We start from the raw sequence: 12,827 nt of genomic DNA, 5'->3' as shown, positions 1-12,827 counted from the left end.
CAGGAACGTTTCCCGGGTTCCTGTCGTTCGGTCCCGTCTGAAAACGGAGAAGGCAGTTATTTTTTCTTTTTCTTCCCTTTATTCTTCGGGGCATTCCTGTAAAAAGCTTTATCTCCTTTGTTACCCTCGTTTTTTCCTTTCTGACGGCCTTTTTTCGCTTTCGGATTTTCTTTTTTCGAACGGTCGCCGCCTTCAATAACGGTCGGGCTTTCTTTGCGCTTCCGCTTTTTCGGCGGCTTCATGCCGACAATTTCAAAGTCGATATCGGCCTCTTCGATATTCACCTGAAGCACCCGGACCTCGACCTGATCACCGATGCGGAACACATTGCCTGTACGCTCGCCGATCAAGGCGTACTGTTTTTCATCATAATGGTAGTAGTCGTCGGTCAGGTAGCTGATGTGCACCATTCCTTCGATCGTGTTCTCCAGTTCCACAAACAGGCCGAAGTTGGCAGCGCCGCTGATGAATCCGGTGAATTCTTCGCCGACTTTGTCCTGCATGTACTGCGCTTTTTTCAGGTCGTCGACTTCACGTTCGGCATCGACCGCGCGGCGTTCCATTTCCGAGGAATGCTTGGCGATTTCCGGAAGCTTTTCTCTCCACGCCTCTTTCGTTTTCCCGTCAAGATTTTTATTCACGAGGTATTCGCGGATGAGACGGTGAACGATCAAGTCCGGATAACGTCGGATCGGGGACGTGAAATGCGTGTAGAAATCAGACGAAAGTCCGAAATGTCCGAGGTTTTCGGCGTCATACCTTGCCTGCTGCATGGAACGGAGCAGGACGGTATTAATGACCGCTTCTTCCGGCTCTCCTTTCACTTCATCCAGCACCTTCTGCATCGCGCTCGGATGAATGGTGTTGGCGGTGCCCTTTACGACATAGCCGAAATTCGTGACAAATTCGAGAAACCGTTCGAGTTTCTCCGAATCGGGATCTTCGTGAATACGGTAGATAAACGGTACATTCATCCAGTGAAAATGCTCGGCCACCGTTTCGTTGGCCGCGAGCATGAATTCTTCAATGAGCCGTTCGGCCACAGAGCGGTCGATGAGTTCCACATCCTGTGGTGTACCTTCTTCGTCGACTTTCACTTCTGCTTCCTTGAAATCAAAATCGATGGCACCGCGCTCGAATCGTTTTGCCCGCAGGATGGCCGCGAGCTCTTCCATCTGTTCAAAAAATGGAACCAGTCCGCTGTACTTTTCCCGGGTTGTCTCGTCCTGCTGCTCCAGAATCAGGCGCACGTCGCTGTAGGTCATGCGTTCATTCGTGCGGATGACACTTTCAAAAATCTCATGATCGACGACTTCGCCTTTTTCATTGATTTCCATTTCACAGGACAGCGTCAGGCGGTCGACCTTCGGATTCAGGCTGCAGATGCCGTTCGAGAGACGGTGCGGGATCATTGGAATAACACGGTCGACGAGATACACGCTGGTGGCGCGGTCGTAGGCTTCGGTATCAATCGGAGAGCCTTCCTCCACGTAATAGCTCACATCAGCAATGTGTACGCCGAGCATGTAGTTTCCATTCTCGAGTTTTTTCACCTGCACCGCATCGTCGAGATCTTTCGCGTCGGCCCCGTCTATCGTGACAATCGTTTCCTCGCGCAGGTCCCGGCGCTGGGCAATCTCTTCCGGCCTGATTTCGTCGGGAACGTTGTTTGCATGATCCAGGGCTGCTTCCGGAAAATCACCGGGCAGTCCGTGCTTATGGATAATCGTTAATATGTCAACACCGGGATCATTTTTATGTCCGATAATATTGACTACTTTTCCTTCCGCGCTGAAACGCCCTTCCGGATATTTCGTGATCTTCACAACGACTTTATGGCCGTCTACTGCTCCGTTCTCGGCATCCTGCGGAATAAAGATATCATTATTGACGTGTTTATCATCCACTTCCACAAAGCCGTACGACTGGTTATCAATATAGGTGCCGACAACCTGGGTAATGCCGCGTTCGAGGATACGGACGACGGCGCCTTCCGGTTTGGATCCGGAGGATTTATGCTGCACCCGCACGAGCACGGTGTCTTTATTCATTGCCCCGTTCAGTTCATTCGCCGGAACAAACACGTCGGCTTCCTCTTTGTTTTCCGGCAGAATAAAAGCAAAGCCGCGTTGATGGCTCTGCACCTCGCCTTTCAGGAGGTTCATCTTTTCCGGAATCCCGTAGCGGTTGCTGCGGGTCCGGACAATATCGCCCGTCTCTTCCATTTCATTTAGTGCTTTCATTAGTTGTTTCGTTTCTTCCGCGCCTGTCATATTAAACGCTTCCTGTATTTCTTCCACCGACATGGGTTTGACGGCTTCTTCTTTCATATATTGCAGTAATTGCTGCTTCTCGTGCTCATCCATCTGGTTCATCTCCTTTCGTATCGATGTTTATTTTGATTGTTGATAAGCATGATTTGTTTCTATTTTTCTGATTCCCAATCCAGCCGTTCCAGAAACTGATAAATATCTTCATGGAGCTGTTCTTTTTCGGGACCGTGTGTAATGACATGCGGCGAATCTTCGTACCATTTCAGTGTTTTATCGTCTGCTGCTATTTCGTCATGAATAATGCCGGCACTGTCCGGGTCGACCATTTTATCCTGAACCGCCTGAACGATAAAGGCCGGTGCGTAGATCATATCGAGGGAATTTTTGACTTCTTCGATTGTTTCATTGATGGAATATAGGGTATCGAGTGGCAGCTCTTCAAATGATGCCATTTCCTTTTCAATCTCGTCGTCTTCTTTTTTCTCCAGTTTTTTGAAGTCGCGGGCATACTGAAGTACTCCCTGATACAACCGGTCTTTGTTTTCGGTTGTTATCATCGGGGCGCACATTGGTATAATCCCCTTCACTTCAAACATGTATGCGGTTTTTAATGTCATAAGCCCGCCGAGGGAAAGACCAGCGACGGCGATCTCTTCATAGCCTTCGTTTTTCAGATATTCCATGGCTTTTTCCACATCATACCACCAGGCGTCGGCATCCGCTTCCATCAGTTCCTCCGGAGGCACCCCATGTCCGGATAAAATCGGTGCGTGACAGGTATATCCCTTTTTCTGCAGAAATCTGCCGAGCATGCGGACGTCTGCTGAATTTCCCGTAAAGGCATGAAGCAGCAGGACAGCCCGGTTTCCTCCTTCAAAGGTAAATGGTTTCGGCGGTACTATTTTCATTTGTGGTTTCCCCTTTCTCTCTCTATGATTCCTATCCTTCAGGTATCAATATACCCTGTTTTACGTGATTCAAGCCGTCTTTGCACAGGAACAGCATTAAAAAAAGCAGCAAGACCTGTGTGATCCCGCTGCTTTCGTTTATCCGTATCCGATATCTTCTGTTTACAGAAAAAAACCGAGTAACAGAGTAAGCACAAAAAACAATACGGCCAGTACAACGGTGGCGCGGCTCAAAAAAGCCTCCACCCCGCGTGCTTTCTGTTTCCCGATCATCTGTTCCGCTCCGCCGGAGATCGCTCCTGACAACCCTGCGCTCCGTCCGGATTGCAGCAGGACTACCGCAATCAGCGAGAGTGAGACGATAATCAGCAGCACATAAAGCAACGTTTCCAAACCTGACACCTCCACGTCCATTTCACACTATTCATAATGTAACACACCCCTGTCCAGTTGGCAAATATTCCATAAAGGGAAAAGCAGAGGCCGCAGCAAAAAAGAATGCTGCGGCCAATGACACGGATGCTTATTTGTTCAGGTTATAAAAGGCATTTTTTCCTGGATAGATGGACGTGCTTCCGAGCTCGTCTTCAATCCGGATCAGCTGGTTGTATTTTGCGACACGATCGGTACGGGACGGTGCTCCGGTTTTGATTTGTCCGGCATTGACCGCTACAGCAATGTCTGCGATCGTGGCATCTTCGGTTTCACCGGAACGGTGGGAGACAACTGCTGTGTAGCCGGCGCGTTTCGCCATTTCCATCGCGTCAAACGTTTCCGTGAGTGTACCGATCTGGTTCACTTTGACAAGAATGGAGTTGCCGACTCCTTCTTCAATGCCGCGGGACAGCTTATTGGTGTTTGTCACAAACAGATCATCCCCGACGAGCTGGACTTTATCACCGATAGCGTCGGTGAGCTTCTTCCAGCCTTCCCAGTCGTTTTCGTCGAGGCCGTCTTCAATGGAGACAATCGGATATTTCTCGATCAGATCCTTATAGAAGGAAATCATCTCATCAGCCGATTTAACAACGCCTTCGCCTTTCAGGTTGTAGCTGCCATCTTCATAAATTTCCGAAGAAGCGGCGTCCATCGCGAGCTGGACTTCTTCTCCCGGCTTGTAGCCGGCCTTTTCGATCGCAGTGACGATCGTCTGAAGCGCTTCTTCATTGGAACCAAGGTTCGGGGCAAAGCCGCCTTCGTCTCCCACTGCGGTGTTATACCCTTTGTCTTTCAGCACTTTTTTCAGATTGTGAAAGATCTCGGCACCCATACGCAGCGCCTGCGGAAAACTTTCCGCGCCGACCGGCATAATCATGAATTCCTGGATATCCACGTTATTGTCGGCATGCTCGCCGCCATTTAAGATATTCATCATCGGAACAGGAAGCGTTTTGGCATTGAATCCACCAAGGTATTCATAGAGCGGAATGCCGAGGTCGTCCGCTGCAGCGTGGGCTGCTGCCATGGAAACACCAAGGATCGCGTTCGCTCCGAATTTTTCTTTATTGTCCGTGCCGTCGAGCTCAAGCAGCAGTTCATCAATCCCGGTCTGATCACTCACTTCCATACCTACAACTTCCGGAGCGATGTCTTCATTGACATGGTCGACTGCTTCAAGAACGCCTTTGCCCATGTAGCGGTCCCCGCCGTCGCGCAGTTCCACGGCTTCATATTCCCCGGTGGACGCGCCGCTTGGCACGAGGGAGCGTCCAAACGCTCCTGTTTCGGTATATACTTCTACTTCCACGGTTGGATTTCCGCGGGAATCCAGCACTTCGCGTGCGTATACATCTGTAATCATACTCATACGTGCATGACTCCTTTACGATTGTATTAATGATGTTCCAGTCATTTCTTTTGGTTTATCCATCTGCAGGAGGTCCACCGCAGTCGGGCACAAGTCGGCAAGAATGCCTTCCTCCCGGAGCTTCGCCCCCTGCTTCGTTACAATAACAGGTACCTGGTTGGTGGTATGGGCGGTCATCGGTTCATTTTCAAGCGTCATCACTTCGTCGGCATTCCCGTGATCAGCCGTGATAATCGCCTGTCCGCCTTTTTCGGTAATCAGGTCGACGACACGTCCAAGGCATTCATCAACGGCTTCCACCGCCTGAATGGTGGCATCGAGCTTTCCGGAATGACCGACCATATCCGGATTGGCAAAGTTCAGCACGATAAAATCGTGGCGGTCCGCCCTGATTTCTTCGAGCAGCGCATCTGTCACCTGATAGGCGCTCATTTCCGGCTGCAGGTCATACGTGGCCACTTTCGGAGAATCAATCAGAATGCGGTTTTCCCCGTCGAATTCTTCCTGCTGACCGCCGTTGAAAAAGAACGTGACGTGAGGATATTTTTCTGTTTCTGCGATCCGAAGCTGGCTCAGTCCCGCTTTGGCAACGGATTCCCCCATCGTGTTCTTCAGATCCTGGGGAGGATAAGCGACTTCCGCCTGCACAGAATCACTGTAATTGGTCATCGTCACATAATGCAGATTCTCCGGTGCGTTATCTCCAGTATCAAATCCGTTGAACGCCTTGTTCGTAAATACCTCGGATAACTGGATCGCACGGTCGGGGCGGAAGTTGAAAAACACAACGGCGTCATTGTCCTGAATGACAGCGGTCGGATCCCCATTCTCATCTTTCAGCACACACGGCTCCACAAATTCGTCCCAGACTTCATTGTTGTAGGACTGTTCGATCGCTTCTTCCGGGCTGTTAAACGCAGGACCCTCTCCGTCCACGAGCACCCGGTATGACTTTTCAAGACGCTCCCAGCGCTGGTCGCGGTCCATCGCATAATAACGGCCGTGAAGGCTGGCGAGCCGGCCGGTGCCGATATCTTTCATTTTCCGCTGAAGCTGTTCCACATAGGTCTTTGCCGTTGTCGGACCGACATCACGGCCGTCGAGAAATCCGTGTACATAGACCTTTTCTATACCGCGTTTTTTCGCAGTGTCGAGCAGGGCAAACAGATGCTCGATGTGGCTGTGGACACCGCCGTCGGACAGCAGGCCGTACAGATGCAGGCTGCTGTTATGTTTTTTGGCGTGTTCCACCGCGCCGGTCAATGCTTCGTTCTTCTGAAACGTGCCTTCTTCGATGGCCTTGTTGATTCTAGTCAGGCTCTGGTACACGATTCGGCCGGCGCCGATATTCATATGCCCGACTTCCGAGTTCCCCATCTGCCCTTCCGGCAGCCCCACGGACGTTCCGCAGGCTTCCAGCCGGGTGTGGGGGTACATATTCCAGTACCGGTCAAAGTTTGGAGTGTCGGCCTGGGCCACCGCATTTCCTTTCGTTTCCCCGCGAAGGGCATAACCGTCCAGAATAATCAGTGCAACCGGTGCCTTACTCATTCTGTCCGGCCTCCACAAGCTGCAGAAACGCATCCGGCTTCAGGCTGGCGCCACCGACAAGCGCACCGTCAATATGTTCTTTTTTCATGTAGCCGTCGATGTTCTCCGGCTTCACACTGCCGCCGTACTGAATCCGCACCTTTTCCGCGGTCTCCTCGTCATACAGCTCTGCCAGCACTTTGCGTACGGTACCGCACGTTTCATCGGCGTCTTCCGCGCTGGAGGATTTACCGGTTCCGATCGCCCAGATCGGCTCATACGCCACGACAACCCCGGGAGCCTTTTCGGCACTGATGCCTTCAAAGCCTTTCGTTACCTGTCCGCGCACCACCTGTTCGGTTTCATTGTTTTCCCGCTGCTCAAGCGACTCGCCGCAGCACATGATCGGGGTGATGCCGTAGTCAAACGCGGCATGAACCTTCTGATTTACGCTTTCGTCCGTTTCATTGAACATCTCGCGACGCTCGGAGTGGCCGATAATGGAATACGTGATTCCGAGATCTTTCAGGGCGGCCGGGCTGATTTCGCCGGTAAATGCGCCGCTTTCTTCAAAGTGCATCGTCTGGGCGCCGATGTGCACATCCGATCCTCCTGCTTTATCATTCATTTCTTTTAAAAACAGAGCCGGTGCGCACACCACTGTTTCTACTTCGTCAGCAGAAGGCACATGTCCTTTGATTTCTTCAATAAAGGACACCGCTTCTTCGTGGGTTTTATTCATTTTCCAGTTTCCTGCAATGATCGGCTTTCTCACACGTAAAACTCCTTCCTGTTAACTGTGGATTCTATCTGTCATCGAGTGCCGCGACACCCGGAAGTTCTCTTCCTTCCATGAACTCCAGGGAAGCTCCGCCGCCGGTCGAAATATGGCTCATCTGATCAGCAAATCCGAATTTCTCCACAGCAGCCGCCGAATCGCCGCCGCCGATGACAGAATACGTATCTTCCGCCTTGGCCAGTGCTTCGCCGATGCCTTTCGTCCCTTTGGAAAACAGCTCGAATTCGAAAACACCCATCGGTCCATTCCATAATACCAGTTTGGAGTCCTGAATAACATCCGTATAGGCATCCAATGTTTTCGGCCCGATGTCAAGGGCTTCCCAGTCGGACGGGATATTGTCGATATTGACGACTTGTGTATTGGCATCGTTGCTCAGATCATCGGCAATCGTTACATCAAGCGGCATGTAAAACTTGACGCCCTGATCTTCCGCCTTTTTCATGAAATCTTTTGCCATTTCCATTTTATCTTCTTCAAGAAGGGATTTACCGATTTCGTATCCCTTCGCCTTGACGAACGTATAGGCAAGTCCGCCCCCGATAATGAGGTTATCCACTTTATCCAGCAGGTTATCGATGACTCCGATCTTGTCTTTTACTTTGGCGCCGCCGATGATGGCGGTAAACGGACGGTCCGGATCTTCAAGTGCCTGTCCGAGCACATCCAGTTCTTTTTCCATCAGGAGTCCGGAGACCGATGGCAGATGACGGGCAATGCCTTCTGTGGAAGCATGGGCACGGTGGGCGGCGCCGAATGCATCATTGACATACACGTCGGCAAGAGAAGCCAGATTTTTGGCGAGTGTTTCATCATTTTCTTCCTCGCCAGCTTCAAAACGGAGATTTTCCAGAAGAAGCACTTCCCCTTCCACGAGATCTGCGGCCGCTTTTTCCGCTTCCGGTCCGAACACTTCATCGACTTTCTTGACGTCTTTCTGGAGAAGGCTGCCAAGACGGACAGCTACAGGGCCGAGACGAAGTTCATCGTGGGCTTCTCCCTTCGGACGGCCGAGGTGGCTTCCGAGAATGACTTTCGCCCCTTGGTCGATCATATGCCGGATGGTCGGCAGAGCGGCACGGATCCTTGTGTCATCGGTGACTTCTGCGTCTTTCATTGGAACGTTAAAATCGACCCGGCAGAATACTGTCTGCCCTTTCAGGTCCATGTCCCGTATTGATTTTTTATTCATGAGAAGGAACCTCCTTTGCTTAGTACCTGCTGATTGATTTCCCGGAGAAAAAGGATAAAAAACCGGAAGACTGCGGAATCCTCCGCAGAATTCGTCTTTTACATGGAAAAGAAAGGGAGCGAAGAAATTGACTTTCCACTCCCTTTCCACTGTTTCCCGGTGTGTGTTTTACTGCTGTTTGGCCATGTAGGCAACAAGGTCTACAAGACGGCTGGAATAGCCGAATTCATTGTCGTACCATGAAATGACTTTTACCATGTTGTCTTCCATGATCATCGTGGAAAGAGCGTCCACTGTAGACGATGTTGGTGTGCTGTTGTAGTCGCCGGATACGAGCGGCTCTTCACTGTATCCGAGAATACCTTTCAGGTCTCCTTCGGATGCTTCTTTCAGAGCATTGTTCACGTCTTCTGCTGTTACATCCTGTTCAAGTTCAGCAACGAAGTCGACAAGGGAGACGTTTGGTGTCGGCACGCGCATCGCAGCGCCGTTCAGCTTCCCTTCGAGTTCCGGCAGCACAAGAGCAACCGCTTTGGCAGCGCCGGTCGATGTCGGGATGATGTTCTGGGCGGCTGCGCGTGCACGACGGTAGTCTTTATGCGGCAGGTCCAAAATCTGCTGGTCATTCGTGTAGGAGTGAACAGTGTTCATCAGGCCGCGCTTCACACCGAACTTGTCGTGCAGCACTTTGGCAACCGGTGCAAGACAGTTTGTCGTGCAGGACGCGTTGGAGACAACGTCATGGCTGGCCGGATCGTACGTGTTTTCGTTTACGCCCATAACAAATGTAGCGTCTGTTTCTTTACCAGGTGCGGAAATGATGACTTTTTTGGCGCCGGCTTCCAGGTGTTTCGCCGCGTCATCGCGTTTCACAAACAGGCCGGTCGATTCAACGACCAGTTCTACGCCGGCTCCGCCCCAGTTGATCTCGGCCGGATTCTTTTCGGCCGTAACACGGATTTCTTTGCCGCCGACAACAAGATTGTCGCCGTTTACCTTCACTTCTTCTTCCAGTCCGCCGTGTACAGAGTCATGACGGAGAAGGTGCGCCAGCATTTCCGCGTCTGTCAGGTCGTTAATCGCTACGACCTCCACGTCGTCATTTTTCAGGGCAGCACGGAATACAACACGTCCAATTCGTCCAAAACCGTTAATACCAATTTTTGTTGCCATAAATAAAATCCTCCCTTTAGGAATAATCAATATAGTTTTTCATTCCGTCGGCACTCCCGGCGGAAGCACCGGCAGAAAGCAAGCAGGATCAACATCCGGGCCGGGTTATTCCCCAAGTACCGCCATGGCGGCCCCTTCATCTGTGATCAGCACGTCACTCGGCCTGTAATTCATATAGGCGATGATGGCTTCCGCTTTGGAAGCACCGCCTGCCACCGTCATTACTTTCTGGTTTTCCTGGAGATCGTCGAGCTGGAGACCGATCGTTTTTTCCTTATGGACAATACGGCCGTCCCGGTCAAAATAATATCCAAACGCTTCGGCCACTGCCTGCTTTTCCCTCAGCGTGTCCAGAATACTGTCCTCTGTTCCGCGCCGCTCGGCCATCGTCGAAGCTGCACCGACGCCGTGAACCACAATTCCGGCACGCCGGATCAGGCGGAGTAGTTCTTTGATTCCCGGTTCGAGCACGAGCGATTCTCTTGTTTCCCGGCTCAGCTGGTCCGGTACGTGCAGAAGCCGGTAGTTTCCATTCGCTTTAACAGCCATGGTCGAACTGATGGTGTTCGACTGGATTTCCACTTTTTCACCGAGGCCGCCGCGGGCCGGGACGAAAGTGACGGAACTGAATTTTTCATCCGGTGTCATCATCTCCGCCACATCCGCCAGCGTTGTTCCGCCGGCGACGGCGACGATATCCTCCGGCTGCAGCATGTCTTTCATCTGCTGGATGCAGGCTCTTCCTAATTCTTTTTTTACCCACGAATAGCGGTCACTATTCCCGGGAACAATAATCACCCGTTCCACCTGAAGGGTCTCGGCGACCCGCTGTTCCCGGTCGGCCAGCCCGGTGACGGATTTCATCGTTTCTTCCAGGCCTTCCAGAAGTGATTCTCCGTCTTCGGTCAGCACCATCCCGCCGGAACCGATGTGAAGCAGGCTCTGTTCTTTTAAAAACAGCACTTCACTTCGGAGAACGCGCTCCGAGATATCGAGGCTTCCCGCAAGCGTCCGCCTGCCGACCGGCTGCATGAGACGCAGGTACTGAAGGATCCGGTACCTTTTTTCCATCACCTCGAGAACATCCGGCTGCAGCTTTTTTTGTAGTTCGATTAATTGTCGCATATGTACCTCATCGTAAGATCTGCCTTCGGGACGTAATTTGTCCCAGGGTGACATTTTCAGTCCCGCCTACGGAATAAAAAAAAGCTCCCTGCTTCTTTCCCTTTTATCTTATCAAGGAATATTCCGGCAGGCAATAAAAAGTTTTTGTATCTTCATGTATCATTTCCCCTGTCCCCCATACTATACCCTTTTTCTACAGTAAAATGTCCATAAAAACATGGAACGGGACATTTCTGAGTATATCGAGGAAAAAATGGCCGGTATATAAAAATATTGGACATTTTCCAGACCGGTTTCGCGAAAAGTGGCTGCATCCTACGTTTTATGGACAGTCTGCCGTCCAAACCGTCCGCTTAATCTTACAAAAAAGAAGGAGCTGTCTCATTGTACAGCACCCTCCCTCTTGTATTTCAGGTATACCGTTTCCGTTTGGAGGAAGATGGAATATGCAGTTCCTCCCGGTACTTTGCGACCGCGCGGCGCGAAACGGATATTTCTTTTTCCGCTTCCATCAGAGAAGCGATTTTCTGGTCGGAAAGCGGCTTCTGTTTGTTTTCTTCTTCCACTTTCTCCCTTATCAGGTTTTTGACCGCATAAGCGGAGGTCCAGCTGCCGTTCTGACCTTCAATTCCGGTAGTGAAAAAGTACTTCAGTTCAAACAGGCCGTGCGGAGTCTGGACATACTTATTGGCGGTCGTCCGGGAAACAGTGGATTCGTGTACACCCGCTTCTTCCGCGATATCTTTCAGCGTAAGCGGCCTCAATGCCGACGAACCGCGGCGGAAAAATTCTTCCTGGTGATGGACAACGGCTTCAGTAACCGCCCGGATGGTATGCTGCCGCTGATCGATGCTTTTCAGCAGCCACACCAGCTGCCTGTATTTCTTCTCTGCGTATTCCGCCGCTTCTCCTTCCGCTTTCTGTTCAAGCAGGTGTCGGTATTGGCGGTTCATCCTGATTTTCGGCAGGCTGTCGTCCCGGAGACGTACCACAAAGCTGTGCCCTTCCCGCTCCACATACACATCAGGAATAAGACGAACCGGTGATTCTCCGCCAAACCCTGCACCGGGATGGGGATCCAGCTGTTGAATGTCATCATGGACAGCCTGGATATCCTCCAGCGTCACGTTCATCCGGGAAGAAAGCTCTTTCCATTTCCGCTCCCCGAAATCCTGGAGATGCTCTGTCACGATTTTTTCGGCCAATGGATGCCGTGGCTGCCTCCGCTTTAGCTGTAGAAAGAGGCATTCCCCAAGTGAACGTGCCCCCACTCCCGCCGGCTCCAGAGTCTGAAGTTCTTGCACCGCCTCTTCATACGTTTCGCGGGCAACCGGAAGCACTGCGGCCGTTTCTTCATATGTTCCTTCAAGATATCCGTGATCATTGACGTTGCCGGCCAGATAATACAAGAGCTCCGTTTCAAGCGGTCCGGTCTCCAGCATCCGTATCTGTTCTTCCAGATAACCGGTAATCCCCGCTGCCGCGTTCTGGAGGCGGTCAAACGGCGATCCGTCCCCTCCGTCCTCCTGCATCCCGTTTCCGGACGCTTCATCTTTCCACATTACCGGCATGTCATAGCCGGAATCTTCCTGCATACCCGAAGACGTCTCTTCCATTTCCATCAGCGGATTCTCCAGCGCTGTCTCTTCTATATATTTCGTTAACTCGATCGTCGAAAGCTGTAATAAGGAGATAGCCTGGCGAAGCTCCTGCGTCATGACGAGGTTCATTGTTTGTTTCTGGTGCAGGCCCATTTCCAGGTTCATTAAAATTCCTCCCTTTTTCGTTGAAAGCGTTTACCTATTATATCATATGTGAAGGCGCTCGTACGTTATCTCCTCAAATTTTTCTATACTTCTTATTATATCGCGGAATCAGTGTCGTTTCTCTTTCCTTGTCCGTTTTTTTAACGAAGTTTGAATCCTTGAAAAAACGGGTAAAATACAGAAGGAATTTCGTTGTACATAACGAAGAGAAACACAAAGAGGAGGTCCGGCTGTAAATCATTCGAGGTTTTTTA

Annotated in this window: 10 protein-coding genes; all 10 read right to left on the bottom strand. The window is 51.1% G+C overall.

Going from position 1 to position 12,827, the window contains the following annotated elements; genetic code table 11:
• Positions 1–56: 56 nt before the first annotated feature.
• Positions 57–2,366 (bottom strand): ribonuclease R, encoded by a 2,310-nt coding sequence (rnr, locus tag ACW9JV_RS04170; RefSeq protein ID WP_457331655.1) that lies wholly within the window; start codon positions 2,364–2,366, stop codon positions 57–59.
• Positions 2,367–2,425: 59 nt separating this feature from the next.
• Entirely contained in the window at positions 2,426–3,181 is a 756-nt protein-coding gene (locus ACW9JV_RS04165) for an alpha/beta hydrolase (protein ID WP_457331652.1), read from the bottom strand.
• Between the two features lie 162 nt (positions 3,182–3,343).
• Complete coding sequence (secG, locus tag ACW9JV_RS04160) at positions 3,344–3,595, bottom strand: preprotein translocase subunit SecG (protein ID WP_457331650.1); 252 nt, start codon at positions 3,593–3,595, stop codon at positions 3,344–3,346.
• Between the two features lie 109 nt (positions 3,596–3,704).
• Entirely contained in the window at positions 3,705–4,988 is a 1,284-nt protein-coding gene (gene eno / locus ACW9JV_RS04155) for a phosphopyruvate hydratase (RefSeq protein WP_457331648.1), read from the bottom strand.
• Positions 4,989–5,003: 15 nt separating this feature from the next.
• Positions 5,004–6,539 carry a 2,3-bisphosphoglycerate-independent phosphoglycerate mutase gene (gpmI, locus tag ACW9JV_RS04150; RefSeq protein ID WP_457331646.1) on the bottom strand — a complete coding sequence of 512 codons (1,536 nt, stop codon included), beginning with the start codon at positions 6,537–6,539 and terminating at the stop codon, positions 5,004–5,006.
• Positions 6,532–7,293 carry a triose-phosphate isomerase gene (gene tpiA / locus ACW9JV_RS04145; protein ID WP_457331644.1) on the bottom strand — a complete coding sequence of 254 codons (762 nt, stop codon included), beginning with the start codon at positions 7,291–7,293 and terminating at the stop codon, positions 6,532–6,534. The genes gpmI and tpiA overlap by 8 nt, the downstream gene beginning before the upstream one ends.
• Before the next feature lie 31 nt (positions 7,294–7,324).
• The gene (locus ACW9JV_RS04140; protein WP_457331642.1) at positions 7,325–8,509 is read right to left on the bottom strand and encodes a phosphoglycerate kinase; all 1,185 of its coding nucleotides are present in this window, start codon (positions 8,507–8,509) and stop codon (positions 7,325–7,327) included.
• Between the two features lie 168 nt (positions 8,510–8,677).
• Positions 8,678–9,682 (bottom strand): type I glyceraldehyde-3-phosphate dehydrogenase, encoded by a 1,005-nt coding sequence (gene gap / locus ACW9JV_RS04135; RefSeq protein WP_457331640.1) that lies wholly within the window; start codon positions 9,680–9,682, stop codon positions 8,678–8,680.
• A gap of 105 nt (positions 9,683–9,787) precedes the next feature.
• Positions 9,788–10,807, bottom strand: coding sequence for a sugar-binding transcriptional regulator (locus ACW9JV_RS04130; RefSeq protein ID WP_457331638.1), 1,020 nt, complete (start codon positions 10,805–10,807; stop codon positions 9,788–9,790).
• A gap of 410 nt (positions 10,808–11,217) precedes the next feature.
• Positions 11,218–12,573 carry an RNA polymerase factor sigma-54 gene (gene rpoN / locus ACW9JV_RS04125; RefSeq protein WP_457331636.1) on the bottom strand — a complete coding sequence of 452 codons (1,356 nt, stop codon included), beginning with the start codon at positions 12,571–12,573 and terminating at the stop codon, positions 11,218–11,220.
• Positions 12,574–12,827: the final 254 nt, after the last annotated feature.

The organism is Salibacterium sp. K-3, assembly GCF_054052005.1.
Note: the sequence above shows the minus strand (reverse complement) of the source record. Positions and strands in the feature narration are given on the sequence as shown.